The sequence below is a fragment of the Pseudomonas sp. FG86 genome (assembly GCF_057808775.1).
Genome location: NZ_JBMDIS010000002.1, coordinates 232,220 through 257,457 on the forward strand (window position 1 = coordinate 232,220; position 25,238 = coordinate 257,457).

Genomic DNA, 25,238 nt, shown 5'->3' on the forward strand with positions numbered 1-25,238 from the left:
TTGTCGGCCCGGTATCCCTGCAAAATACTTAATTGGGTAAAGCTTTTAAAGCTCTAATTGCCATTCAAGGCGCCTGCCGCCGATGTTTCTTCAGGCGGTAGGCAAATTGCGCCCGGCTCAGTCCCACGAGCCTGGCCGCAGCGGCCAGGTTGCCTGCGTTCTGTTGCAGCGCCTCATTGATCAGGCGCGATTCCAGGCCCTCGATGGAAAACCCCTGTTCCAGTTGGCCAAGCGTATCCAACAGTGCAGGGCGGGGCACTTGCCCAGTGTTTGACAGGCTGCCGTGATCGTCCAGGCCATAGGGATCGGCCGGCATCGGCTCGTTGCGAAACAGGTGCACCAGGTCGATGGCCTGGCCTTCGTTACTGGCGATCAGGCCGCGCTCGATCAGGTTTTGCAGCTCGCGCACATTGCCCGCGAAGTCGTAGCGCAGCAACACCTTCAGGGCGCGCATGGTCAGGCCCACGGGGGTGCGCGCGTATTCCTGGCAGAAGCGCGTCAGGAACGCGTTGATCAACAGCGGGATGTCATCGCGGCGTTCCCGCAGGGGCGGCAGGGCAATGGGGTAGACATTCAGCCGGTAGAACAGGTCTTCGCGAAACGTACCGTCAGCGACGGCTTTGCGCAGGTCAAGGTTGGTAGCGGCCACCACCCGCACATCCACCTTGATGCCGCGCACGCCGCCGACCCGTTCGATCTCGCGCTCCTGCAAGGCCCGCAGCAGTTTGCTTTGCCCGGTCAGGCTGAGGCTGGTGATTTCATCCAGAAACAGTGTCCCGCCCTGGGCTCGCTCGAAACGTCCGGGACGTGAGTGTGTCGCGCCGGTATACGCCCCACGTTCGACACCGAAGAGTTCGGCTTCGATCAGGTTATCCGGGATGGCCGCGCAATTGAGCGCCACGAACGGGCTGTCACGGCGACAGCTGAGCTGGTGCAACTGGCGAGCGAACATCTCTTTACCCACCCCTGACTCACCGCTGATCAGCACGGTCGCGGGCGTCAGCGCGACCCGTTGCAGGGCCTGCATCGCGGCGTTGAACGCGGCACTGGCGCCCACCAACGGCGGAGGCTGGCTGCCGCTGGCACGGTTGCCCATCGCGCTATCGAGCGTAGGGGCGGCGGCGGGGCGGGTGACGGTCTGGGACACATTCAGGTAGCGCAGGTCCTGCTCGACGTCGCCCCATTGCTCGGCCGTCTTGCCGATCACCCGGCAGCTTCGGTGGCCCATGCCGCGGCACTCCACTTCGCGGAAAATCACCATTTGCCCGAAAAGGCCACTGACGAAACCGATGGCGTAGCCCGTTTCTGTCCAGCACACCGGATCCTGGCCGACGCCATAGGCACCCACATGTTCGTCGGCCTCGCACGAGTGGTGCCAGAGAAACTCGCCTTCGTAGAAGCCTGAGTCGGCGTCGAACTTGAAGTGCAGGGGCTCGACCTTGGTCATGCCTTCCAGGGTGTGCAGATGTGTGCCGGCGCGAAACACGGCAGCGGCATCCGCCTGTGGCCAGCGTTCGCGGATCAGCCGGGCATCCCGCGCACCGGACGCGTAGCCGGCACGGGTGAACAGGCCGCGCGCCTGTTCCAGCCCCAGGCGCTCGATGACCTCCCTGCGCAGGGCACCAAACGACGAGCTGTGCAGCAACAACATACGTTGATCGTTGAGCCAAATCCGCCCGTCTTCGGGAGAAAAGAACAGGCAGTCGGTCAGTTCCGCCGGCGTCGGTGAACTGCTGTCGCTGAGTTGGCGGCTATCGCCCCTCGGATGGTAAGACGCGGTGGCCACCCGGTCGTCGGGCAGCGCGCTGTGGGGATTAGTCATTGTTATGCCCCTGCAAAGCGAGTGAACGATATGAGCAACTGTGAAGATAGTTATTAAACATAACCTTATCAATTGAACAAGTGCCAGGGGCCTGGTTTTTACCGCCGCGCTGCGGGGTGTCCATGGGCCGTGCGTGGCAACCCTTGGTCCAGAGCCTTCGGCGCGTTATGTCAGCGCCAGGGTGTGCAAGCGGCACAGCCTTTGCTCAAGGCTTGATGCGGCGTTTGCACCGTGTGCAGGCGATGACAATTACAAGAACCGGGAGTTGCCATGTCAGTGTCTGAAACCACCCATTTTCTACAGCGGGCCCTTGAGTCCGAATGCCTGTTCAACGGCGATTGGAGACCCGCTTCGGGAGCCCTGAGCGCGGTGATCGAACCGGCCACCGGCGAGCCGTTGATGCAGTGCGCCATGGCCAACCCGGCCGATATCGCCATCGCTTGCCGGAGTGCGGCCCTGGCGCAGCCGGCATGGGCCGCCCTCGGCCCACGGGAACGCGCCGAGGTGTTTCGCAAGGCGGCGGACCTGGCTCAGCAGTCCTTTGCCGAACTGGCGCTGTACGTCGCGCGGGAAACCGGCGGCGCGCTGTTCAAGGGCGAACACGAGGTGCGCGAGGCCATTGTGCTGCTGCATCAGGCGGCGGGGCTGTTGTCCCAACCCCATGGGCTGGTGCTGCCCAGTGCGGCCGGTCGCCTGTCTTACGCCCGGCGTCAGCCCCATGGCGTGGTCGGGGTGATTTCACCGTTCAATTTCCCCCTGGTGCTGTCGCTGCGCTCGGTGGCGCCGGCCCTGGCTGCGGGGAATGCGGTGGTGCTCAAGCCCGATCCACAGACGCCGGTCAGCGGTGGTTTTATCATCGCCCGGCTGTTTGAAGAGGCGGGTTTGCCCAAGGGGCTGTTGCACGTATTGCCCGGTGCCGCGCCGGCGGGTGAAGCGCTGTGCCGCGACCCGAATGTGCGGATGATCGCGTTCACCGGTTCCACGGCGGCCGGGCGCAAAGTCGCCGAGGTGGCCGGGCGGCATCTGAAAAAGGTCGCGCTGGAACTGGGCGGCAAAAACCCCCTGATCGTTCTTGAAGACGCTGATCTGGACCTGGCCGCGAGCAACGCAGCCTGGGGCGCCTGGCTGCACCAGGGGCAGATCTGCATGGCGACCGGCTTGATTCTCGCCCATGAATCCATCGCCGAACGCCTCACGCGCAAGTTGGTGGACAAGGCCCGGGCACTGACCGTGGGCAATGCCGCGCGAGGTGAAGCCGCACTCGGTCCGTTGATCAATCAACGGCAATTGCAGCGCGTGCACGAGATTGTCAGCGACAGCCTGCAGGCCGGCGCGCGGTTGGAGGCGGGCGGCGAATACGACCGGTTGTTCTACCAGCCCACCGTACTCAGTGGTGTGCGTCCAGGCATGCGCGCCTTCGAGGATGAAATTTTCGGCCCGGTGGCGACGGTCGTCAGTTTTACCACCGACGAGGAGGCCATCGAACTGGCCAACCGCACCGAGTACGGCCTCTCGGCGGCCATCATCTCGCCGTCGGTCGGGCGCGCCATGGCCATCGGCGAGCGGCTCGACTGCGGCCTGCTGCACATCAACGACCAGACCGTGGCCGACGAATGCATCAACCCTTTCGGTGGGCGCGGTGCCTCCGGCAATGGCGGCAGCGTGGGCGGGCCGGCCGACTGGGACGAATACAGCCAGTGGCAATGGGTCACGGTGAAAAATACGCCGCCGACCTATCCCTTCTAAGCCCCGGCCCATGGGGTTGAAACACGCATGCCTATACAAAAACAAGAGGGCTTGAACATGAACCTGCACAACAAAACCTTGATCGTCACCGGTGTCGCTTCCGGCATTGGCGCCGAGCTGGCACGGCTCGCGCGTTTCCAGGGGGCGACGGTGATCGGTGTCGATCGCCATGCACCGCAACTGACCCTGGATGGCTTCTTCCAGGCCGACCTGGGCGATCCGGCCAGCATCGATGCGCTGGTGACGCGCCTGCCGGCGCGCGTCGATGGGCTGTGCAACATCGCCGGCGTGCCCGGTACGGCGCCGGTGCAAACGGTGGCCGAGGTCAATTACCTGGGGTTGCGGCATCTCACCCAAGCGCTGCTGCCACGCATGCCGGCGGGCGGCAGCATCGTCAATGTCGCCTCGGTCCTCGGTGCGCAATGGCCGCAACGCCTGGAACTGCACAAGGCCCTGGCCGCGACGCACAGCTTCGAGGCCGGGCAGCAGTGGCTGGCGGCCAATCCGGTGGAGCAGGCCAGCTGTTACCAGTACTTCAAGGAAGCGCTGATCGTGTGGAGCTTCCAGCAATCCCAGGGCTGGTTTCGTGATCACTCGGTACGTATCAACTGCGTCGCGCCGGGGCCGGTGTTCACCCCGATTCTCGGCGATTTCGTCAGCATGCTCGGGCCGGAGCGGGTGGCCGCGGACAACCAGCGCATGACCCGCCCGGCCCTGGCCGATGAGGTGGCCGCGGTGATCGCCTTCCTCTGCTCGGACGCTGCGCGCTGGGTCAACGGGGTCAACCTGCCGGTGGATGGTGGGTTGGCGGCGACCTACGTGTAAAGGTTGTAACGGCGGTAAACCCCGGTGCGGATCCACCGTGCCGGGGGTCTTGAACAACAACAAAAATACAGGACATACAAGATGCTCAAGCCTATCTTGCGGGCGGTTGCGGCCATGACTTTTGTCGCACTGACATCGACTGCACACGCTTACGATTTGCCCGGACTCAACCTGGGCAGCACCAGTTTCTACGACGGCTCACCGGCCCCGGCCGGCCCGGGCTGGTACCTGGAGGAATACCTGACGTACTCCCGGGCCAGCCGCTTCAATGATGCCAACGGCCACAAGCTGGCATTGCCCAAGCAGGACGTGGAAGTGGTGGCGCCTACCACCCAGATCATCTACCTCGGCCAACCCCTGGCCAATGGTGCGATGCCGGGATTCACCCTGATCAACACCTCCCTGGCCCACGTGGACGTCGACGATGGGTTGAACAATGCGGCGCTGAGTTCGCGGGCTGGCTTTGGTGATGTGATTGTGGGGCCCTTCCTGCAACTGCCGACCCTGAGCCGCGCCGATGGCAGCCCACTGCTGACCCAACGTATCGAAGCCGATATTTCGGTGCCGGTGGGGGCCTATGACCGCAAGCGCTCGATCAACCCCGGCAGCAACTTCTGGTCATTCAACCCGTATTACGCGGCGACGTATTGGTTCAACCCGAAGTGGTCGGCGAGCGGGCGTTTCATGTACCTGTGGAATGGCAAGAATGATGACCCGCAGGCCGGCTTTGGGGATGTTTCCGATACCCAGGCCGGCCAGGCGTTGCATGCCAACCTGACGCTGCAATATGCCTTGAGCCAGCAACTGAGCGTGGGGGTGAACGGCTACTGGTTGAAGCAGATCACCGACACCAAGGTCGATGGGCACGCCGTGAGCGGGCGTCGGGAGAAGGTCTGGGCCATGGGCCCAGGCCTGGTCTATGCCTTCAACAAGGAGAACGTGCTGTCGGTGAACGCTTACTTCGAGCAGCAGGCTGAGAACCGCACGCAGGGCAACAAGCTGGTGCTCAACTGGCTGCACAAGTTCTAGGCCTTGGTGTGCCCGGCCGCTGCCGGGGTGGGCAGGTTCAGTGGCGCCGTACGCACCATCACACTGATGATGGTCAGTGCGGCGATCACTACACCGGGGGAGGTCGCCAGCAGTACCCCGGCGGTGCCGGCGCCAGCGGCAAGCAGTTGCCCGGCCGCCAGCGGCCCGGCTACCGAACCCAGGCGGCCGACGGCCACGGCCGCACCGACACCGGTGGCGCGCACCGAGGTGGGGTAGGAGGGCGGTGCCGACGCGTACAGCACCAACTGCGCGGCCATGACGAACAGGCCGGCGGCAAACCCGGCAATGGCCATGGGCACGATGCCCACCGACAACCCGACCCCTGCCAACGCCGCCAGCAACCCGGCATACACGGACAGCACCACTTTGACGGCGTTGCACCGGTCCAGCAGCACGCCACCGAGCAGCGAACCCAGGGCGCCGCCAATATTGAAGAGCATCTGCACCATGCCCGCCTGGGGTTTGCTGAAACCTTGCTCCAGCAACAGCGACGGCAGCCAGTTCAGCAGCATGTACATCACGGTCAGGGTGAAGAAGTAGCTGAGCCACAAGGCCAGTGTGGTGCGGGCGCGACCTTCGCCGAACAGCGCCTGGCCGGTGGAGGGGCGGGCGCCGGGGGTGTTGTCGCGCTGTTGGCGAAAGGCGGTGGATTCAGGCAGCAACAGGATCATCAACGGCACGGCGAGCAAGGGGGCCAGGCCGCCGATGATGAAGGTGGTCTGCCAGTGTTCACTGGAAAACATCGCCACCACGGCCGCCAATGCGCCACCCAACGGTACGCCGCAGTACATGACGCTGATGGCGGTACCACGGTTGCGTTCGCTGACCGCTTCGGCGCACAGCGCGATCAGGTTGGGCAGCGCGGCGCCCAGCCCCAGGCCGGTGAGAAAACGCACCAACAGCAGGTTCGGGTAGCTTTCCACAAACGCAGTGCTCAGGGAGAACAGGCCGAACAGCAGCACGGCGATCACCAGGATTTTCTTGCGCCCGATGCGGTCAGCGACCCAACCACCGAAGAACGCCCCCGGCAGCAGGCCAATGATCCCGATGCTGAATACCCAGCCGAGCATCTTCGGGTCCAGGGCAAAACTCTGGCGCAATCCTGCGGCAGCGGTTCCGGCGGCCTGCAGATCGAACCCCTCGATCAGCGCAACGATAAAGCACAACGCGATAGTCAGCGTCGAACGACGCGATGGACTGTCCATGGGCAAACCTCATTGTTGTTTTTGTTGTGGTGGCAAGCACGAATGGCTGCTGGTGATTAAGATAACAAAGATAACTAAAAAATGAATGGCGGATGAAAATTGCCAAAATAAATAAATAAGTACTTTAAATACAGGTAGTTGTGGTTCGTATCTGTGATCGACTTAAAAATAGATATCTTTATTAATGTTCGATTATCGGTCATTCGCAGTTGACGAGCAGCGTCGGCTGTTTCCATTCTTTGTTCGCCAAGCCCAGTGGGCCGAGCCTGTGCCACCCCAAAAACAACAACAAAAAATGGACAACGAACATGCCAGAACTCCCTATGGAAGACGCTGTAGCCGTCGCCCGTGTGCCGAACAACCCTGCGTGCCTGCTCATGGCGTTGCTGGCCTTGAGCGTGCTGCCCACCCCGCTTTGGGCGGCAGGCTTTGTCGACGACAGCCACGGCACGTTGACCCTGCGCAATTACTACCTGGACCGCGACTACAAGGACGACGGTGCGAAGACCGCCGCGCGGGAATGGGCCCAGGCATTTATCGTCAACCTGGAGTCGGGATATACCCCAGGCCCGCTGGGTTTTGGCCTGGATGTCCGCGGCCTGATGGGGGTCAAGCTCGACTCGTCGCCAGACCGCAGCGGCACCGAGTTGTTGCCGGTGTCGGCCAGTGACAAGCGCGCTGCCGATGAATACTCGCGCCTGGCACCGACCGCCAAGTTGCGGTTTGCACAAACCACCGTAAAGACCGGCGACGTATCGATCTTCCTGCCGTTCGCCTTTGCCAGCCCCTCGCGCCTGTTGCCGCAAACCTTTCGCGGCACCACCTTGAGCTCCAAGGACATCGATGGCCTGACCCTCAATACCGGCTACATCGACCGCATCAACAAGCGCGATTCCACCGACTACCAGGCCATGACCATCGCCTCGCCCAACCGGCGTTTCAACCCCACCGCCACCACCTCGCACCTGGCGTACGTGGGCGGTGATTACCAGGTCAACAAAGACCTCAGCCTGCGCGTCTATCACTCGCAAATCGCGGACCTCTACCAGCAGGACACCCTGGCATTGCTGCACAATCTGCCCGTGGGCGATGGCGTGCTCACCAGCGACCTGCGCAGTTTCTTCAGTCGCGAGGACGGCAGCGCCAAGGCGGGCAATGTGGATAACCGCAACCTCTCGGCGTTATTCGGCTACCGCCTGGGCGGTCACCGATTCAGCCTGGGCTACATGCATTCCAGTGGAGAGACGGCCACGCCCTATATCTCCGGCACCGAGCTGATGGGCATGAGCGAGCTGACCATGAGTTCGGACTTTCTCAATGCCAAGGAGCGCACGTGGCAAGCGATCTACGACTATGACTTCGCGGCATCCGGCCTGCCTGGGCTGAAGAGCCGGCTGCGTTATGTGCGTGGCGACAACATCGAACTGGCAGCGTTCAACGCCGAGGATCGCAAGGAGCGCGAGTTCCAGATGGAGCTGGGCTATGTGATCCAGAGCGGCCCGCTGAAGAACGTCGGGTTGATGGCGCGCAAGTCGATCTACCGCAATGACTTCCCAGGCGGCGCGGCCTTTCGCGATGAAAACCAGACCCGGTTCCTGGTGCTCTACACCGTGGCGCTCTGGTAAGCCGGTCAGTCCTGATAGACCTTCTTCAGCAAGCGCAGCAGCTCTTCACGTTCCTGGCCGTCGAGGGCGGCCGTGGCGTCGAGGTCGCTCTGGGCGGCAATGTCCTTGAGCTCCTTGAGCAGGGTTTCGCCGGTCTTGCTGAGGAAGATCCCGTAGGAACGCTTGTCCGGCTTGCAACGCACTCGCACCGCGAGCGCACGGCTTTCCAGCTTGTTCAGCAACGGCACCACCTGGGGCGGCTCGATGGCCAGGGCGCGAGCCAGGTCGGCCTGCATCAGGCCAGGGTTCTGCTCGATGATCGCCAGGGCCGAGAACTGGGCGGGGCGCAGGTCGTGGTCGGAAAGACGGCCAATCAGGTTCTGGAACAACTTGAGCTGGGCGCGACGCATGGCGTAACCGATCAGGTCGTCCAGGGCCGAATCCATTGGCACGCGTGCCTCGTTGGGATCAGGCAGGGCCTGGCTGGCGTCGGCGAGGTTGGAAGGCTTGGCCATTAACAGTGCAATCCTCAGAAGGTGGAGGTTAAGAAGGCTATCTAGTTTGCCGAGGTTGGAGCGCCATGGCTATGCCGGCTTTTCATAACGCCCGCACAGCGTAGGTTTTACAGCGAAAAAATATTGGTTATGCGGATTAATAGTTAATTGACATAACTATATTTGCGGTTTAATTTCGAATCATCTTCAAACCCAGAACAAGAGCGTACCGCCATGAGCAATTACGAAGGCCGTTGGACCACCGTCAAGGTTGAGATCGAAGAAGGCATTGCCTGGGTCATTCTCAATCGTCCGGAAAAGCGCAACGCCATGAGCCCGACCCTGAACCGGGAAATGATCGACGTGCTGGAAACCCTCGAGCAGGACCCTGCCGCCGGCGTGCTGGTGTTGACCGGTGCCGGCGAAGCCTGGACCGCTGGCATGGACCTCAAGGAGTACTTTCGCGAGGTGGACGCCGGCCCGGAAATCCTCCAGGAGAAAATCCGCCGCGAAGCCTCGCAATGGCAATGGAAATTGCTGCGCATGTACGCCAAGCCCACCATCGCCATGGTCAATGGCTGGTGCTTCGGTGGCGGCTTCAGCCCACTGGTGGCCTGCGACCTGGCGATCTGCGCCGACGAAGCCACTTTCGGCCTCTCGGAAATCAACTGGGGTATCCCGCCGGGCAACCTGGTGAGCAAAGCCATGGCCGACACCGTGGGCCATCGCCAATCGCTGTACTACATCATGACCGGCAAGACGTTTGGCGGGCAGAAAGCCGCCGAAATGGGCCTGGTCAACGAAAGCGTGCCCCTGGCCCAACTGCGCGAAGTGACCATTGAGCTGGCGCGCAACCTGCTGGAGAAAAACCCGGTGGTGCTGCGTGCCGCCAAGCATGGCTTCAAGCGCTGCCGCGAACTGACCTGGGAGCAGAACGAGGATTACCTCTACGCCAAGCTCGATCAGTCGCGCCTGCTCGACACCGAAGGTGGCCGCGAGCAGGGCATGAAGCAGTTCCTTGACGACAAGAGCATCAAGCCTGGCCTGCAGGCGTATAAACGCTGAAGGGCGCGGCCACCTGGCCGCGCCGTTGTACCCTGTTTGAACGTATTCCCGATAAAGACAATAAAGAGGAATCACCATGCTGGACGTGCCCCTGTTGATCGGCGGCCAGGCGTGCCCCGCCCGTGACGGTCGAACCTTCGAACGCCGCAACCCGGTGACCGGTGAAGTGGTCTCGCGGGTTGCCGCCGCGACCCTGGAAGATGCCGATGCCGCCGTAGCGGCCGCTCACGCCGCGTTCCCCGCGTGGGCGGCGCTGGCGCCCAACGAACGCCGCACCCGCTTGCTCAAGGCTGCCGAGCAATTGCAGGCGCGCAGCGCCGAATTCATTGCCGCCGCCGGCGAGACCGGCGCCATGGCCAACTGGTATGGCTTCAACGTGCGCCTGGCGGCCAACATGCTGCGCGAAGCCGCGTCGATGACCACCCAGATCACCGGTGAGGTGATCCCCTCCGATGTGCCCGGCAGCTTCGCCATGGCCTTGCGTCAGCCGTGCGGCGTGGTGCTGGGCATTGCGCCGTGGAATGCCCCGGTGATCCTCGCCACCCGTGCCATCGCCATGCCGCTGGCCTGCGGCAATACCGTGGTGCTCAAGGCCTCGGAGCTGAGCCCGGCAGTGCACCGCCTGATCGGCCAGGTGTTGCAGGATGCCGGCCTGGGTGACGGCGTGGTCAACGTCATCAGCAATGCCCCGGCGGATGCCGCGGCGATTGTCGCGCGGCTGATCGCCAACCCGGCCGTGCGCCGGGTCAACTTTACCGGTTCGACCCATGTGGGGCGGATTGTCGGCGAGCTCTCGGCGCGTCACCTCAAGCCGGCTTTGCTGGAGTTGGGTGGCAAGGCGCCGTTGCTGGTGCTCGACGACGCCGACCTCGACGCTGCGGTCGCGGCGGCGGCCTTTGGGGCTTATTTCAACCAGGGCCAGATTTGCATGTCCACCGAACGCCTGATTGTCGATGCCAAGGTCGCCGATGCGTTCACCGCCAAGCTGGCGGCCAAGGTCGCGACCCTGCGCGCGGGTGACCCCGCTGCGCCGGATTCGGTACTGGGTTCGCTGGTGGACGCCAGCGCCGGCACACGCATCAAGGCGCTGATCGACGATGCCCTGGCCAAGGGCGCACGCCTGGTGACGGGCGGCCAGCTGGAGGGCAGCATCCTGCAGCCGACCCTGATCGATGGCGTTACCGAACACATGCGCTTGTACCGCGAAGAATCCTTCGGCCCGGTGGCGGTGCTGCTGCGCGGTGACGGTGATGAAGCCTTGCTGCGCCTGGCCAACGATTCCGAGTTCGGCCTTTCGGCTGCGATCTTCAGCCGTGACACCGGGCGTGCACTGGCCCTGGCGCAACGGGTCGAGTCGGGCATTTGCCATATCAACGGCCCGACCGTGCATGACGAGGCGCAGATGCCGTTCGGTGGCGTCAAATCCAGCGGCTACGGCAGCTTTGGCGGCAAGGCCTCGATCGAGCACTTCACGCAATTGCGCTGGGTGACCTTGCAGAACGGGCCGCGGCATTACCCGATCTGAGCAGGCGTCGCGACATAACAATAACGAGGCGGCTTTGATCCGCCTTGCTGGAGGACACCCTTGTGAGTTCCGAATTCAGACCGCAGCCCCAGCCCGCACCGCGCTATCGCGAGGTCTCCATCGGCCACGCACCGGTGGCGGTCACTGAAGAACACGGCGTGCTGCATATGCGCTCCCTGGAGCCCCTGGCCGAGTTGCCAGCGCGCTTGCTCGATCGCCTGGTGCATTGGGCCCAGGTGCGCCCCGAGCAGACATTTATCGCGGCGCGCCAGGCCGGCGCTGATTGGCGCCGGGTCAGCTACCGGGAAATGCTCGACAGCGTGCGCGCGATTGCCCAGGGCCTGTTGAACTATGGGCTCTCGGCGGATAAACCGTTGGCACTGCTGTCGGGCAACGACATCGAGCATTTGCAGGTGGCGCTCGGCGCGATGTACGCCGGTATTCCCTACTGCCCGGTATCGCCGGCCTATTCGTTGCTGTCCCAGGATTTCGCCAAGCTGCGCCATGTCTGTGGCTTGCTGCAGCCAGGGCTGGTGTTCGTCAGCGACGCGGCGGTTTACCAGCGCGCCATCGACGCCGTCTTGCCGGCCGAGACCCCGCTGATCAGCGTGCGCGGCCATGTGCCTGGACGCACTCAGGTCAGCTTCGCCAGCCTGCTGCAAACGCCGGGCGGCGCCGAGGCCGACGCGGCGTTCCAGGCCACCGGCCCCGACAGCATCGCCAAGTTCCTGTTCACCTCGGGCTCGACCAAATTGCCCAAGGCGGTGATTACCACCCAGCGCATGCTCTGTGCCAACCAGCAAATGCTGTTGCAGACCTTTCCAGTGTTCGGCGAAGAACCGCCAGTGCTGGTGGACTGGCTGCCGTGGAACCACACGTTCGGCGGCAGCCACAACGTCGGCATTGTGCTCTACAACGGCGGCACCTTTTACCTCGATGATGGCAAGCCCACGGCTCAGGGCTTTGCCGAGACCCTGCGCAACCTCAAGGAGGTGTCGCCCACCGCCTATTTGACGGTGCCCAAGGGTTGGGAAGAACTGGTCAACGCCCTGGAACAGGACGCCGAGTTGCGCGAGCGTTTTTTTGCGCGCATGAAACTGTTTTTCTTCGCTGCCGCCGGCCTTTCGCAAAGTGTCTGGGACCGCCTAGACCGCGTGGCCGAGCTGCACTGTGGTGAACGCATCCGCATGATGGCCGGGCTGGGCATGACCGAAGCCGCACCGTCCTGCACCTTCACCACCGGGCCACTGTCCATGGCCGGTTATATCGGTTTGCCCGCGCCGGGCTGCGAGGTACGCCTGGTGCCGGTGGACGGCAAGTTCGAAGGGCGCTTTCGCGGGCCGCACATCATGCCCGGGTACTGGCGCGCCCCCCAGCAAACCGCCGAGGTCTTCGACCAGCAGGGTTTTTATTGCTCGGGCGATGCAATCAAGCTGGCCGACCCGAATCAGCCGCAACTGGGGCTGATGTTCGACGGGCGAATTGCCGAGGATTTCAAGCTGTCCTCCGGGGTGTTTGTCAGCGTCGGTCCGTTGCGCAATCGCGCGGTGCTCGAAGGCTCGCCCTTGGTGCAGGACCTGGTGGTTGCGGCGCCGGACCGCGAATGCCTGGGCGCCCTGGTATTCCCTCGGCTCTACGAGTGCCGTCGGCTGGCGGGGCTGGACGCGGCCGCCAGCGACGCCGAAGTGCTCGCCAGCGCGCCGGTGCGCCAGTGGTTCCGCGACTGGCTGCAGCGCCTCAACCGCGAGGCCACCGGCAATGCCAGTCGCCTGGAATGGATTGCCCTGCTCGACGAGCCCGCGTCCATCGACCGTGGGGAAATCACCGACAAAGGCTCGATCAACCAGCGTGCGGTACTGCAATGGCGCGCGGCCAAGGTCGAGGCGTTGTATCGCGGTGAAGACGCGTCGATCCTGCGCGCCGAGCGCCAGCCTTGAACAGCGTCGGGCAGTACTCGGCGTTTGCCGACGTGGCGATTTTCGAGGCAGTGCGCACGCCGTGGGTGGACCTGGGCGGGGCACTGTCCCAGGTGTCGCCCATCGACCTTGGGATCAAGGTCGGCCGTGAAGTGCTGGCCCGCGCCGGCGTCGACCCCTTGGCAGTGGACAGCGTACTGGCCGGCTCCATGGCCCAGGCCAGCTTCGATGCCTACTTGCTGCCACGGCATATCGGCTTGTACAGCGGTGTGGCGCAAGCGGTCCCGGCACTGGGGGTGCAGCGCATCTGCGCCACCGGTTTCGAGCTGTTGCGCCAGGCCGCTGAACAGCTGCGCGACGAGGTGCAACTGGCGTTGTGCGTGGCCAGTGAGTCCATGTCGCGCAACCCGATTGCGGCCTACACCCACCGGGATGGGTTTCGTCTCGGTGGCGAGGTGCAATTCAAGGATTTCCTCTGGGAGGCCCTGTACGACCCGGCCCCGGGCCTGGACATGATCGCCACCGCCGACAACCTGGCGCGCCGTTATGGCCTGAGCCGCGAGGCCGTGGACCGTCACGCCTGCGACAGCCATCAGCGTGCCTTGCAGGCGCAACGTGACGGCGCCTGGGCGGAAGAAATCGTCACGGTCGACAACCAGGTGTTCGAGCTTGAGGGGTACCAGCCCAGGGGCATTAGCCTCGCGCGCCGGGCCGGTGCCGTCAGCGTCGACAGCCACCCACGACCCACCGACCTTGCGGCCCTGGCGCGCTTGCGCACCGTGCATCCAGACGGCGTGCAAACCGCCGGCAACAGTTGCGCGGTGGTCGATGGCGCGGCGGCGGCGCTGGTGGGGCGCGCCTCGGCCTGTACGCATCCGCCCCTGGCCCGGCTGCTGGCCAGCGCGGTGGTCGGTGTGGCCCCCGAGTTCATGGGCATCGGCCCGGCACCGGCGATCCGCCTGCTGCTGCAACGCAGCGGGTTGCACCTGGGCGACATCGGCCGCTTCGAGATCAACGAAGCCCAGGCCGGCCAAGTACTGGCGGTGGCCCAGGAACTGGAGCTGGACAGCACCCGCCTCAACGTCCAGGGCGGCTCGCTTGCGCTGGGGCATCCACTGGCCGCCACCGGCCTGCGCCTGGTGATGACCCTGGCCCGGCAACTGCGCCAGCACAACCTGCGCTACGGGATTGCCTCGGCGTGTGTGGGCGGCGGGCAGGGCATGGCGTTGCTGATCGAGAACCCTACCTATCGCGCTTGAGTGCGCGATTCTTTTTTTGTCGATGAGGTGTCCCGATGTGGAGCTATGAGGCGCCCCTGCGCGATATGCAATTTGTCCTTGAACACTGGTTGCAGGCGCCCGCCACCTGGCAGCGTAACCCGGCGTTCGCGGCCCTGGATCTGCCGCTGGCGGTACAAGTGCTGGAGGAGGCGGCACGCTTCAGCCAGGGTGTGCTGGCGCCGTTGAACGGCCACGGTGATCGCCAGGGCTGCCGCTGGCAGGCGGGCCAGGTCAGCACCCCGGACGGCTTCGTCGCGGCCTATCGCGCCTATGTCGAGGGCGGATGGCCGGCGCTGGCGTGTGCCGAGGAGCAGGGCGGGCAGGGCTTGCCGCAATTGCTCGACGCGGCGCTGCAAGAGATGCTCTACGCCAGCAACCATGCCTGGGCCATGTACACCGGGATCGCCCATGGCGCCTACCTGTGCCTCAAGGCCCACGCTGCTCCGTGGTTGCAGGCGCGCTACCTGCCCGACATTGTCAGTGGCCAGGCCTTGCCCACCATGTGCCTGACCGAGCCCCAGGCCGGCAGCGATGTCGGCTTGCTGCGCTGTCGTGCTGAACCCCAGGCAGATGGCAGTTATCGCCTCAACGGCAGCAAGCTGTTTATCTCCGGCGGCGAGCACGACCTCACGGCCAATATCCTGCACCTGGTGCTGGCGCGCCTGCCCGATGCGCCGCCGGGCAGTCGAGGCATTTCGCTGTTCCTGGTGCCCAAGCAACTGGACGATGGCCAGGCCAATGGTGTGCACTGCAATGGCATCGAACACAAGATGGGCATCAAGGGCAGTGCCACCTGCTCCCTGGTGTTCGACGCCGCCCAAGGCTGGCTGATCGGCGACGTCAATCGCGGCCTGGCGGCGATGTTCGTGATGATGAACTCGGCGCGCCTGCATGTGGGCCTGCAAGGCCTGGGGCATGTCGAGGCCGCTTGGCAGAACGCCCGGCAATACGCCGCCGAACGCGTGCAGATGCGCGCGCCGTCAAGGCCGGAAGAAGTGGCGGCCCAGGCGGCTGATCCGATCCGTTATCACCCGGCCATGCGCCGCGTGTTGCTGGAGTTGCGCGCCACCAGCGAGGGGATGCGCGCGATTGGCTATTGGGCTGCGCACCTGCTTGATCAGGCCGAGCATGACCCGCACTCGTCGGCCGCCCAGTTGGCGCCGTTGCTGACGCCGATCATCAAGGCGTTTTTCACCGAACAGGGCTTTCGCCAGGCCAGCCATGCGCTGCAGGTGTTCGGCGGTTACGGCTACGTCACCGAGTTCGCCATCGAGCAAACCCTGCGCGACAGCCGCATCGCGATGATCTATGAGGGCAGCAACGAGATCCAGGCCAATGACCTGCTGCTGCGCAAGGTGCTGGCGGATGAGGGCCGCGCCTTTGGCCTGCTGCTGGCCGAGTTGCGCACGGAAGCCGCGCAGGGCGGGGAGTGCGGCGAGTGTGCCGGTTTTGCCCAGGCACTGGGCAGCCTGTGTGACGCGTTGGCGAGTGTGGTCGAGGCCATCGGTGAACGAGCGCTGGATGACAGCGAGTACCCCTATCGGGCCGCGCCGGACTTTCTCCAGTTATGTGGCGTGGCGCTGCTGGCATTTGCCTGGGCGCGGGCCGCACGGGTCTCCAGGGCACTGCCCGAAGACGATCCATTGCGAGCCGCCAAGCTGCAAAGCGCCGGGTTCTTTTTCGATTACCTGCCGTCGCGTTTGGCGCAGCACCTCGGGGCAATCGACGGCGCGCGCGCAGCGCTGGCGTTCGTCTGACGGCGCCGGGCGCTTGCGGTACTATGGCGACTCACGTTTTCTGGAAGTTGCCTGGATGAGTAAACCCGGTCAATTGGTGCTGGTTGCACTGCGCAAGATGATCGCCAGCGGGGAGCTGGCGGCGGGGGAGCGCCTGATGGAGATTCCCACGGCGCAGCGGTTCGGTGTGTCGCGCATGCCCGTGCGCATGGCGTTTCGTACCCTCGAACAGGAAGGGTTGCTGGTGCCGTTCGGCGGGCGTGGGTATCAGGTCCGTTCGGTCAGCCCGGACGACATTGCCGGCGCCGTCGAAGTGCGTGGCGTGCTTGAGGGCCTGGCGGCGCGTCAAACCGCCGAGCGCGGTTTATCTGCTGCGGCGCGCGCGACACTGGAGCGCTGCCTGGTAGAAGGCGACCAACTGTTCGACAAGGGCTACGTGACCGAAGACGACCTGGAGGTCTATCACGACCTGAACATGCGCTTTCACCACGTCATCGTCGAAGGCAGCCACAACCCGGCGATCGCCGACGCCCTGGCACGCAACGATCACCTGCCGTTCGCGTCGGTGACCGCGCTGGCGGTGGATCGCGAGGACATGGCCCGCGAATACCGGCGCTTCAACTATGCCCACATGCAACACCACTCGGTCTTTGATGCCCTGGTCAATCGCCAGGGCGCGCGGGCCGAAGCCATCATGCGCGAGCACGCCAATGCGACCTTGCGCTATGCCGAGATCTTCAGCTCGGCCACCGCCGACGCGCGCATGAAGGTAATTTTGCCCGCGTCGTGACACCTGTCAGATATCGAGCACCAGCAGCGCGGTCTTCGCGCGTGAGCAGCAGGGCGTGAACTGATCATTCAACGCCTGTTCCTGCTCGGTGAGGAACAGGTCGCGATGTTCCGGTATGCCTTCCAGCACGCGGGTCAGGCAGGTGCCGCAAATGCCTTGTTCGCACGACACGGCAATCTCGATACCGTGGCTTTCCAGGACCTGGACCACCGTCTTGTCGGCTGGGATTTCGAAGACCTGGCCGCTGCTGGCGACTTTCACCGAAAAGCCCCCGTCGAGGCTGCTGTCCACCGGCGCCGCGGTGAAGTATTCGCGGTGCAGGCATGCCTCCTGCCAGCCCTGGGCCCGAGCGCTGTCGAGCACATGCTGCATAAAACCGCCGGGGCCGCACACATACAGGTGGACGTTGGCTTCGGGCGCTGCCAGTACCTGGGCGGCATTCAAGGCCGTGTGGGGCTGCTCATCGAAATGCAGGAACACCCGCTCGGCAAATGGCGATGTTTTCAGGCGCTGCACAAACGCCGCGCGGTCTTCGGCGCGGGCACAATAATGCAATTCGAAGTCGGCACCCGCGTGAGCCAGGCGCTCGGCCATGCACAGGATCGGGGTGATGCCGATGCCACCGGCAAACAGCAGGCTGCGCCGTGCGTCGTGGGCCAGGGGAAACAGGTTGCGTGGTTCGCTGATGGTCAGGTGTGTGCCCTCGTGCACCTGTTCGTGCAGGCTGCGCGAGCCGCCCCGGGAAGCCGGGTCCTTGAGCACACCGATCAGGTAGCGATGGCGTTCTTCAGGGTGATTGCACAGCGAATACTGGCGCACCTGTCCATCCGGCAGGTGCACGTCGATATGCGCGCCGGCACTGAAGGCCGGCAGCGGTTTGCCGTCGACGCTGGCCAGTTCGTAGCTGCAAATATCCTGGGCTTCGTTGTTGCGCGATACCACCACCACATCGATCATGTTCAGTCCTCGCAAGGGGTTGTGCCGTTCAGGCGGTGGTCGTGGCGATCAGTTGCGGTTCGAGGGCGCGTTCCTTGGCGATCAGTCGCTCCAGGATCTTGCGTGACTGCACGCCGCCGGCATCGATATTCAGTTTGAGCAGGTTGCGCGTCGGGTGGGCCAGCAGGTTCTGTTGCTGGCGTTCAAGCATCTCCAGGTCTTCGCTGAAAATCTTGCCCTGGCCTTCGCGAATACTGGCGGTCAGTGCTTCATCGTGGGGGTTGAAGTTGCGCGCCATGCCCCAGAAATACCAGATCGAGGTCTCGGTTTGCGGGGTGATGAAGTCGACCACGATGCTTGCCGCCTTGTGCTCGGGCGCGGCGTGGTAGCCGCCCTTGCCGGCGTGGGCCACGCCGACTTCGATGAGCACATGGCTGGGCGGGGTGAAGCGGCAGATCTGCCAGCGGTCCACCGGCACGTCATCGGCGAGGTTGTTGCCGCGCAGGGCCATGCGCCAGAACGGCGGGGCCATGATGTTTTCCATATGCCGCGCGGTGACCACTTCATCGCCTTCGACCGTGGTTACAGGTGGCGCTTCGTCGATTTCCTTCTGGCCGATGCTGGAGGCGTGGACGTAGGTTTCGTGGGTCAGGTCCATCAGGTTGTCGATCATCAGGCGGTAGTCGCACTGGATATCGAACAGCCCGCCGCCATAGGCCCATTCATCACTCACCGCCCATTCCAGATGATGGATCAGTGCCGGATCGGCCTGGGCCTGATCACCGGGCCACACCCAGATGAAACCGTAGCGTTCGACGGCGGCGAACGTCTTGTTGCAGGGAAAGCCGCGCACCCGCTGGCCGGGCATTTCCACGGTCTTGCCATCGCCGCCCATGACCAGGCCGTGGTAGCCACAGACCAGGTTGCCGTTTTCCACATAGCCCAGCGAGAGCGGCGCACCGCGATGGGGACAGAAGTCCTCGACCGCCACGACGGCGCCTTCCAGCCCACGATAAAACACCATTTTTTCACCGCAGATCTGTCGACCCAGCGGCTTTTGCGCGATTTCATCGGGGGTGCAGGCAACATACCAAGTGTTCTTGGGGTACATGGCGACTCTCCAGGCGAGTGATTATTCTTATTTAATGGATCCATTAAATGAGTGCTCGGATGGAGAGTCAATCTTGAATCGCTTTTTATCGGGCGATTATCGATCATTTTTTAAGTTATTGGATCCACTGATCGACGTTCATCACTGCCTTGAGTTGTTCGGCAAACGCTGTTTCATTTCACTTCGGGCAACGTAGAGCCCCCATCCACCACCAGGGTTTGCCCGGTGATATAAGCCGCCAGGTCAGACGCCAGGAACAGCATGGCCCCGGCAATATCCTGAGGGGCGCCGAGCCGCCCCAGGGGGACTCGGCCGGTGATGTCAGCGTTGACCTGTGCGTCGCCAAGGTTGTCCATGGCCGGCGTGGCGATCATCCCCGGCTCGACACCGTTGACGCGCACCTGGTAGGTGGCCAGTTCCAGTGCGGCGTTGCGAATGAAACCATTCACCCCGGCCTTTGAGGCTGCGTAATGGCTGAGCCCTGGGTAGGCGACCCTTGGCCCGGTGACTGATGAAGTGACCAGCACGCAGCCACCCCCTTGGCGCTGAAACATGGGCAGGGCTGCCTGAGTCAACCAGAACAGGGCCGAAAGATTGACTGCCAGTGTGCGTTCCAGCATGGACGGGGTGATCTGCGCGAACGCTGTCAACGGAAAGTAGCCGGCGTTGTGCACCAGGATATCCAGGCGCCCCCAGCGTCGTTCTATCTCCCCAACCAACTCGAACACCGCTGCCGCATCGGCCATATCAACGCCTGTGGCCTCGACCCGGCACGTGTGTGCCGTCAGCTCTGCGGCCAGCGCCTGGGCTTGCGTGACGCGCAGGTCGGCGATCATCACCCGCGCGCCACGCCAGGCGAACGCTTCGACGATGGCGCGGCCGATACCCTGCGCCCCACCGGTCACCAGTACCGTCTTTGCGCTGAAATCCAATGCTTCATGCATGTGTGTGCTCCAGGCGGGCATAGGCCAGCGTTGGTACATCGACAATGCTCGAACCGCCATCGGCGACGACGCTCGCACCGGTGATGATCGAGGCGTCGGGGCCGGCCAGGAAGCGGCATACCCTGGCGATTTCTTCTGCGCTGGCCGGGCGACGCAACGGCACATCGGCACATACGCGTGCGTAGGCTTGTTGCAGTGTTTCGCCATGGAAATTCATCAATGGCTGCATTTCTTCGTCAGCCATCGGTGTGGTGACCCAGCCTGGGCACACCGCGTTGACGCGCACCCCACGTGGCCCGTAGTCGCGGGCCAGGGAGCGATTGAGCCCGAGCAGTGCGTGCTTGGCGGTGGTGTAGCCGCACACGTCGGGGCCGGCGGCCAACGAGGCGAGGGAGCCGAGGAGAACGATGTTGCCGGCACTGGCGATCAGCAGCGGCAGGCAGGCCCGGGCGCTGTAGAACGCGCTGTCCAGGTTGCTGCGCAACGCGGCTTCCCAACTCGACGGGTGGGTCTCGGTGGCGCTGCCCAGGCCATGCCCGCCGGCGCAGGCCAGCAGCACATCGAGGCGACCGTAGTGGGCTTGAATCTGCGCGATAAAACCCTCCCAGGTGTCTGGGCAGGCGGCATCGCCCACCAGGATCAGGCCTCCGGTTGTCTGCGCAACCTGCTCCAGGAGCGCGCGCCGACGGCCGATCAACACCAGGTTGGCACCTTCGGCGGCGTACAGGCGGGCGCAGGCGGCACCGATGCCCGTGCCGGCACCGGTGATGACGACGGTACGTGGATCAGGCATCGGGATACTCCGTGCGGTTAAGGACCTGGCAGTAGGAACTGACCGGGAAATTGGACAGGGCGTCGAAGGACGCACCGGCATACCCGAAGATCTTGCCGTCGCTGCGGTGCTGTTGCAGGTCGATCAACACCAGGCCGAGGGTCGGAATGATCTTTTCGCGCCAGACGAACAGGTACAGTTGATCGGCAATCTTGTAGGCGTGGCAGCGGTCGGTATCGCACAGGCCTTGCTCGACGCCCTTGAGGCACTGCCAGGCATAGAACTGATCGTTCAGATAGACGTGTTCGTACACTTCGCTGGGGCTGTAGCGATACAGGTTGCGCAGGCCCGTCAGTTCCTGGGTGGGCCCGTGGGGGCACAGGCCTGCCTGCCAGGGCTGATCCAGGCTGCCGTGCAGGAACTCCACTTCAACCGAGGTCAGGGCCTTGCCGGCCAGGGCGCGACTGTACAAACCTTCTTCGGTTTGCGCGCGGTCCGGCAGGCGGCCGATCACGGCGGTGAACGACGACGTGGTGGTATCCAGCACCAGGCTGATCGACCAGGCCTGAGTGGCTTCGTGCTTGATGAAATCGACCAGATACAGGCCGGGGCGCACGGACGTGGCGCGGTACACGGCCGAGCCGCTGGAATGACCGTCGGCGGCGTTCCAGTGCAGGGCCTCGGTGTCAAAACGATGTTCGATCTGCCAGCCGTTGGCGAAGTTCAGCATGAAGGTCCTGCCGCTGAGGTCGGCAAGGTTGGGCAGGATAAATGCGTCGGGGGCAAAACCGTCGGCGAGGGCGCCTACGGTGATCCAGTTGGAGGGTGTGGCCATTGCATGACTCCGGTTGATGGAATAGACAACCCGGATCATGCGGTGGCGCGCGAGGCTCGCCTATCAACCGAAGGGTTGAGGCGGCTTAGAGAAACAGCGCGGCGACCAGTTCGGTACGGCTGCTGACGCCCGTCTTGCGGAACAGGTGGATCAGGTGGGTCTTGATGGTGGGCAGGCCGACATCCAGCTCCAGGGCCAGTTGCTTGTTGCTCGCGCCCTGACGCAACAACCAGGCAATCTGGCGCTCCTTGGGCGTGAGCCCGGCCAGTGCATCGTCGCAGGGTTGCATATTGGCCACCGCCATTTGCAACAAGGCCTGCAAGGCGTTGAGCTGAGTCAGTTGGTCGGTGGTGAACACCCCTTGCTCCGCCGTGCGCAGCAAGGAGATAGCCGCCTGAGGCTGGTCGGCGCGATGGGCGACGATCTCCACCACATCGACCACGCCGTAGCGTTGCAGGAAGTCTTGATAGCGGCGGCTGTCACGTAGCGGCTGGCGGGCCATGGCGAAAACCAGCGGTACCACCGCCAGCCCGCTGGACAGGCAATTGCGCGGTTGCAACGGGTCGAATTGGCGGTAGTTGTCGAGGTAGTCGCGATGCATCTCACCGCTCATGCCTTGCAGCCTGAAATCATGCGCTTGCAGCTGGCGGTCGACGCAATAGAACGCTGCCTGGCTGGCGGGCACCAGTTGAGTGAACGCCTTCAGGCAATGGCCGGCGACTTCCTGAGCGGGGATGGCGTGCATGGTCGGTCACCTGGTTGGAAGAAACGCTGCCGGCCGAAGCCGGCAGAGGGGGGCGATCAGGCTACCGCGAAATAGTGCTTCACAAAACTCTCGCTTACCACCTCCCACAGCACCGGCGTGCCCTTGGTCACGAACCAGCTGTCGCCGGCCTTGTAGCGGGTGCTCTGGCCGGTGCTTTCGTCGGTCAAGACCACTTCGCCGGTGACCACCGTGGCTTGCTCGGCGAACGGGTAGGTCATCCGGAACTTGCCTTGGGTGGTGCCGAAATAGGCGCTGCTGACGGGGTCGGTGGGGGCACCGAAGGTCATTTTGCCAAAGGCCTTGACCTCACCTTCGAGGATCTCGGAGCCCAGGTCGGCAACCGTGCCCCAGGCATCCAGGTCCGACAGTTGGACATCTTTCTTGAGGGTGGTAACGGGCATGGCGGTTCTCCTGTGAATGAAAAAGGGGGCTTAACGGCTAATGCCGGTCAGTCAAGAGATAGATCGGGCAAACAGTCACCTGTGGAAAGCGGCTTGTTGTGGCGAGCGGGCTTGCTGTGGCGAGCGGGCTTGCCCCGCGTTGGGGCGCGTAGCGGCCCTAAAACCAGTCTCCCGGTTCTACCAGAAGAAATGCGGCGGCCTTATTGGGGCTGCTTCGCAGCCCAACGCGGGGCAAGCCCGCTCGCCACAACAAGTCCGCTTGCCACAGTTACAGTGTTCCTCCTTGACTGACGGGCATCAGGCTCAACGGCGACCGTTGAAATAGCCTGATAGTTGATGAAGGCTTTTGCCGGCTGTCAGCAGCAACGGGCGTATGTGGTCCTTGCCCAGAATCTGCGCATGCTTGACCGAGCTGATCAGGTCGTAGCGCGAAGAGCCTTCGCTCATGCCTTCGGCCAATACCTTGCAGATGATGTGGCTGGGGGTGACCCCGAAGCCTGCGTAGCCCTGCACATAAAAGGCATTGGGGCGCCCGCTGAGCGTGCCGATCTGCGGGAACAAGTTGGCCCCGGTCGCCATCGGCCCGCCCCACGCCAGGTCGATTTTCACGTCCTTGAGGTACGGGAAAATCTTCAGCATCAGGTTGCGGTTCCAGGCTTTGAGGTCCAGCGGAATGTGCTCGACAAAAGGCGTGGCGGCACCAAACAGCAGGCGGTTTTCGTTGGTGACCCGGTAATAGTCGATCACCGGTCGAATGTCGCTGTAGGCGCCGCGTATCGGGCTGATGCGGCGGATCATCTCGTCCGACAGCGGTTCGGTCATCAACTGGAAGGCGTAGGTGTTTAAGGTGGTCTTGTGCAGCTCGGGTTCCAGTTTGTTGAGGAAGCTGTCGCAGGCCCACAACAATTTGGAGGCTTTCACCGAGCCCCGGCCTGTGCGCACGGTGATGCGCTCGCCATAGCTGACTTCCAGGGCCGGGCTGTGTTCATAGATACGCACGCCGTGTCCGACCAGCGCCTTGGCTTCGCCCAGCAACAGATTCAGTGAGTGAACATGCCCGCCGCCCATGTGCAACAGCGCGCTGCTATAGGCGTCGGAACCGATGATCTGCTTGACCTCGGACCCCGCCATAAAGCGGATTTCGTCCTGGGTATTGATCGACTTGAAGTCCTTCTCCCAGGCGCGCAGGGTTTTTTCCTGGCGGGCGTTGAAGCCCATGTAGCCATAGCCGTGGCAGAAGTCTGCGTCGATCGAGTACTTGGCGATGCGATCCTTGATGATGCCAGCACCCAGCTCGCTGATTTCAAAGATCTCGCGCAGCCCTTGCTCGCCCACCTGCTGCTTGATTTTCTCCAGGTCGTGGCCGATCCCCGCCATGATCTGGCCACCGTTGCGGCCCGTGCCGCCGAAGCCCAGGTAGCGGGCTTCCAGCACCACGATATTGGTGATGCCTTTTTCGGCGAGTTCGAGTGCGGTATTGATCCCCGAAAAACCACCGCCAATCACCACGACATCCGCTTCCACGTCCTGCTCGAGTGTGGGGAAGCTGAGGTTGTATTTCTTGGTCGCCGAATAATAGGTAGGCGTTTCAATATTGATCATGGCGCAGCCTGGAAAAGTGAAAGAAAACTCGCTGCAGAGCCGACGAGAGGCTCTGTTCCGCTCAGGTGCTATTAAGTCCCTTCCGAGCGGCAGATGTCTTGACGCTGTGTGCCGCCAGTCTTGACCGTGGCTGCCACCATCAACCATGAATCCGGCCTGGCAGTAAAGCTGCACACAGCAATCGATTGTCGATCGCTGACTGATTGCCCCCCCCTGTCCAAGTCGCGCAAACGTATTCACGATGCGAAGCGAGCCGCTCTCGCTCTCGCTCTCGCTCTCGCTCTTGATCTTGATCTTGATCTTGATCTCAAGCGCCCCGTTAAACCACGCTGGCCGCAATCCGATATTGATTTGGGGGGTAAACCGGCAGGGATGCCGGTTTAGCCGCCCCGCGCCATGGATGGCGCGTGGCGGCGGCCCCCCAAATCAATGTCGGATTGCGGGCACACCGAGCCTGAGCGAGGTGCCGAGTGGTGGGGCAAAGCGTTTTTGGTTACTTTTGGCGCTCTTCCAAAAGTGACCCGCTGTAAGAGCGGAACCCTAAGTAGCCGTTACCGCAGCAACGGATATGTACTCATTCCACTCCAACATCCTGGTCGGCCCCGAGGCCGCCATCGGGGGCAAGCCCCCTCCCACATTTAAGCCGAGGAGCATCAGTTAGATAGTCGTGGGCTCCCGAGCCGCCAAAGGTTCAGGGCCAGGCTGTAAGAGCGGAACCCTAAGTAGACGTTACCGCAGCAACGGATATGTACTCATTTCACTCCAACATCCTGGTCGGCCCCGAGGCCGCCATCGGGGGCAAGCCCCCTCCCA

Annotated in this window: 21 protein-coding genes; 10 read left to right on the top strand and 11 right to left on the bottom strand. The window is 63.4% G+C overall.

The features are described from left to right. Positions 1-64: 64 nt before the first annotated feature. On the bottom strand, positions 65-1,822 hold the full coding sequence (locus ACODSV_RS02250) for a sigma-54-dependent Fis family transcriptional regulator (RefSeq protein ID WP_150054497.1): 1,758 nt from the start codon (positions 1,820-1,822) through the stop codon (positions 65-67). Between the two features lie 270 nt (positions 1,823-2,092). On the opposite strand from ACODSV_RS02250, the gene ACODSV_RS02255 reads away from it, so the two are divergent. The 3 genes from ACODSV_RS02255 to ACODSV_RS02265 all read left to right on the top strand — a co-directional run bounded on the left by ACODSV_RS02255 (position 2,093) and on the right by ACODSV_RS02265 (position 5,422). Further along, entirely contained in the window at positions 2,093-3,568 is a 1,476-nt protein-coding gene (locus ACODSV_RS02255) for a benzaldehyde dehydrogenase (protein WP_150054496.1), read from the top strand. A 57-nt stretch (positions 3,569-3,625) separates the two neighbouring features. After that, positions 3,626-4,393 (top strand): coniferyl-alcohol dehydrogenase, encoded by a 768-nt coding sequence (locus tag ACODSV_RS02260; RefSeq protein WP_150054495.1) that lies wholly within the window; start codon positions 3,626-3,628, stop codon positions 4,391-4,393. An 81-nt stretch (positions 4,394-4,474) separates the two neighbouring features. Next, positions 4,475-5,422, top strand: coding sequence for a SphA family protein (locus tag ACODSV_RS02265; RefSeq protein WP_150095542.1), 948 nt, complete (start codon positions 4,475-4,477; stop codon positions 5,420-5,422). On the opposite strand, the gene mhpT is transcribed toward ACODSV_RS02265, so the two are convergent. Next, positions 5,419-6,648, bottom strand: coding sequence for a 3-(3-hydroxy-phenyl)propionate transporter MhpT (mhpT, locus tag ACODSV_RS02270; protein ID WP_069076179.1), 1,230 nt, complete (start codon positions 6,646-6,648; stop codon positions 5,419-5,421). The genes ACODSV_RS02265 and mhpT overlap by 4 nt on opposite strands. Positions 6,649-6,956: 308 nt before the next feature. Between mhpT and ACODSV_RS02275 the strand changes: the two genes are divergently transcribed. Then, positions 6,957-8,273 (top strand): OprD family porin, encoded by a 1,317-nt coding sequence (locus ACODSV_RS02275; protein WP_024074614.1) that lies wholly within the window; start codon positions 6,957-6,959, stop codon positions 8,271-8,273. A gap of 5 nt (positions 8,274-8,278) precedes the next feature. On the opposite strand, the gene ACODSV_RS02280 is transcribed toward ACODSV_RS02275, so the two are convergent. Continuing rightward, entirely contained in the window at positions 8,279-8,767 is a 489-nt protein-coding gene (locus tag ACODSV_RS02280) for a MarR family winged helix-turn-helix transcriptional regulator (RefSeq protein WP_024074615.1), read from the bottom strand. 213 nt (positions 8,768-8,980) lie between these two features. On the opposite strand from ACODSV_RS02280, the gene ACODSV_RS02285 reads away from it, so the two are divergent. From ACODSV_RS02285 to ACODSV_RS02310, 6 genes are all read left to right on the top strand, one after another. Then, positions 8,981-9,811 carry a p-hydroxycinnamoyl CoA hydratase/lyase gene (locus tag ACODSV_RS02285; protein WP_010567568.1) on the top strand — a complete coding sequence of 277 codons (831 nt, stop codon included), beginning with the start codon at positions 8,981-8,983 and terminating at the stop codon, positions 9,809-9,811. Positions 9,812-9,887: 76 nt separating this feature from the next. After that, a complete protein-coding gene (locus tag ACODSV_RS02290) occupies positions 9,888-11,336 on the top strand; it encodes an aldehyde dehydrogenase (protein WP_024074616.1) in 1,449 nt (482 codons plus the stop codon). A gap of 62 nt (positions 11,337-11,398) precedes the next feature. Further along, positions 11,399-13,273 carry a feruloyl-CoA synthase gene (locus ACODSV_RS02295; protein WP_150054494.1) on the top strand — a complete coding sequence of 625 codons (1,875 nt, stop codon included), beginning with the start codon at positions 11,399-11,401 and terminating at the stop codon, positions 13,271-13,273. Continuing rightward, positions 13,270-14,511: a thiolase family protein gene (locus ACODSV_RS02300; RefSeq protein ID WP_150054493.1), complete on the top strand. Its 1,242-nt coding sequence runs from the start codon at positions 13,270-13,272 to the stop codon at positions 14,509-14,511. Before ACODSV_RS02295 ends, ACODSV_RS02300 begins: the two co-directional genes overlap by 4 nt. A gap of 35 nt (positions 14,512-14,546) precedes the next feature. Further along, positions 14,547-16,289, top strand: a complete 1,743-nt coding sequence (locus ACODSV_RS02305; protein ID WP_150054492.1) for an acyl-CoA dehydrogenase — start codon at positions 14,547-14,549, stop codon at positions 16,287-16,289. A 55-nt stretch (positions 16,290-16,344) separates the two neighbouring features. Then, positions 16,345-17,058, top strand: coding sequence for a GntR family transcriptional regulator (locus ACODSV_RS02310; RefSeq protein WP_024074620.1), 714 nt, complete (start codon positions 16,345-16,347; stop codon positions 17,056-17,058). Between the two features lie 6 nt (positions 17,059-17,064). Here ACODSV_RS02310 and ACODSV_RS02315 read toward each other — a convergent pair whose 3' ends face one another. The 8 genes from ACODSV_RS02315 to ACODSV_RS02350 all read right to left on the bottom strand — a co-directional run bounded on the left by ACODSV_RS02315 (position 17,065) and on the right by ACODSV_RS02350 (position 24,425). Beyond that, positions 17,065-18,015, bottom strand: coding sequence for a PDR/VanB family oxidoreductase (locus tag ACODSV_RS02315; protein WP_102623778.1), 951 nt, complete (start codon positions 18,013-18,015; stop codon positions 17,065-17,067). Positions 18,016-18,043: 28 nt separating this feature from the next. Further along, positions 18,044-19,105 (bottom strand): aromatic ring-hydroxylating oxygenase subunit alpha, encoded by a 1,062-nt coding sequence (locus ACODSV_RS02320; protein ID WP_024074622.1) that lies wholly within the window; start codon positions 19,103-19,105, stop codon positions 18,044-18,046. Between the two features lie 173 nt (positions 19,106-19,278). Beyond that, entirely contained in the window at positions 19,279-20,049 is a 771-nt protein-coding gene (locus ACODSV_RS02325; protein ID WP_150054491.1) for an SDR family oxidoreductase, read from the bottom strand. Next, positions 20,042-20,842 carry an SDR family NAD(P)-dependent oxidoreductase gene (locus ACODSV_RS02330; protein ID WP_150095543.1) on the bottom strand — a complete coding sequence of 267 codons (801 nt, stop codon included), beginning with the start codon at positions 20,840-20,842 and terminating at the stop codon, positions 20,042-20,044. The genes ACODSV_RS02325 and ACODSV_RS02330 overlap by 8 nt, the downstream gene beginning before the upstream one ends. Next, a complete protein-coding gene (locus tag ACODSV_RS02335; RefSeq protein ID WP_150054489.1) occupies positions 20,835-21,656 on the bottom strand; it encodes a molybdenum cofactor biosynthesis F family protein in 822 nt (273 codons plus the stop codon). Before ACODSV_RS02335 ends, ACODSV_RS02330 begins: the two co-directional genes overlap by 8 nt. Positions 21,657-21,741: 85 nt before the next feature. Next, on the bottom strand, positions 21,742-22,401 hold the full coding sequence (locus ACODSV_RS02340; RefSeq protein WP_102623781.1) for a response regulator transcription factor: 660 nt from the start codon (positions 22,399-22,401) through the stop codon (positions 21,742-21,744). Between the two features lie 56 nt (positions 22,402-22,457). Further along, positions 22,458-22,823, bottom strand: a complete 366-nt coding sequence (locus tag ACODSV_RS02345) for a cupin domain-containing protein (protein WP_024074627.1) — start codon at positions 22,821-22,823, stop codon at positions 22,458-22,460. A gap of 303 nt (positions 22,824-23,126) precedes the next feature. Continuing rightward, on the bottom strand, positions 23,127-24,425 hold the full coding sequence (locus tag ACODSV_RS02350) for an NAD(P)/FAD-dependent oxidoreductase (RefSeq protein WP_024074628.1): 1,299 nt from the start codon (positions 24,423-24,425) through the stop codon (positions 23,127-23,129). Positions 24,426-25,238: the final 813 nt, after the last annotated feature.

Bases quoted from the DNA above. Each gene is read 5' to 3' on its own strand.
- ACODSV_RS02250 (WP_150054497.1), bottom strand. From the start codon at position 1,822: ATGACTAATCCCCACAGCGCGCTGCCCGACGACCGGGTGGCCACCGCG.
- ACODSV_RS02255 (WP_150054496.1), top strand. From the start codon at position 2,093: ATGTCAGTGTCTGAAACCACCCATTTTCTACAGCGGGCCCTTGAGTCC.
- ACODSV_RS02260 (WP_150054495.1), top strand. From the start codon at position 3,626: ATGAACCTGCACAACAAAACCTTGATCGTCACCGGTGTCGCTTCCGGC.
- ACODSV_RS02265 (WP_150095542.1), top strand. From the start codon at position 4,475: ATGCTCAAGCCTATCTTGCGGGCGGTTGCGGCCATGACTTTTGTCGCA.
- mhpT (WP_069076179.1), bottom strand. From the start codon at position 6,648: ATGGACAGTCCATCGCGTCGTTCGACGCTGACTATCGCGTTGTGCTTT.
- ACODSV_RS02275 (WP_024074614.1), top strand. From the start codon at position 6,957: ATGCCAGAACTCCCTATGGAAGACGCTGTAGCCGTCGCCCGTGTGCCG.
- ACODSV_RS02280 (WP_024074615.1), bottom strand. From the start codon at position 8,767: ATGGCCAAGCCTTCCAACCTCGCCGACGCCAGCCAGGCCCTGCCTGAT.
- ACODSV_RS02285 (WP_010567568.1), top strand. From the start codon at position 8,981: ATGAGCAATTACGAAGGCCGTTGGACCACCGTCAAGGTTGAGATCGAA.
- ACODSV_RS02290 (WP_024074616.1), top strand. From the start codon at position 9,888: ATGCTGGACGTGCCCCTGTTGATCGGCGGCCAGGCGTGCCCCGCCCGT.
- ACODSV_RS02305 (WP_150054492.1), top strand. From the start codon at position 14,547: ATGTGGAGCTATGAGGCGCCCCTGCGCGATATGCAATTTGTCCTTGAA.
- ACODSV_RS02310 (WP_024074620.1), top strand. From the start codon at position 16,345: ATGAGTAAACCCGGTCAATTGGTGCTGGTTGCACTGCGCAAGATGATC.
- ACODSV_RS02315 (WP_102623778.1), bottom strand. From the start codon at position 18,015: ATGATCGATGTGGTGGTGGTATCGCGCAACAACGAAGCCCAGGATATT.
- ACODSV_RS02320 (WP_024074622.1), bottom strand. From the start codon at position 19,105: ATGTACCCCAAGAACACTTGGTATGTTGCCTGCACCCCCGATGAAATC.
- ACODSV_RS02325 (WP_150054491.1), bottom strand. From the start codon at position 20,049: ATGCATGAAGCATTGGATTTCAGCGCAAAGACGGTACTGGTGACCGGT.
- ACODSV_RS02330 (WP_150095543.1), bottom strand. From the start codon at position 20,842: ATGCCTGATCCACGTACCGTCGTCATCACCGGTGCCGGCACGGGCATC.
- ACODSV_RS02335 (WP_150054489.1), bottom strand. From the start codon at position 21,656: ATGGCCACACCCTCCAACTGGATCACCGTAGGCGCCCTCGCCGACGGT.
- ACODSV_RS02340 (WP_102623781.1), bottom strand. From the start codon at position 22,401: ATGCACGCCATCCCCGCTCAGGAAGTCGCCGGCCATTGCCTGAAGGCG.
- ACODSV_RS02345 (WP_024074627.1), bottom strand. From the start codon at position 22,823: ATGCCCGTTACCACCCTCAAGAAAGATGTCCAACTGTCGGACCTGGAT.
- ACODSV_RS02350 (WP_024074628.1), bottom strand. From the start codon at position 24,425: ATGATCAATATTGAAACGCCTACCTATTATTCGGCGACCAAGAAATAC.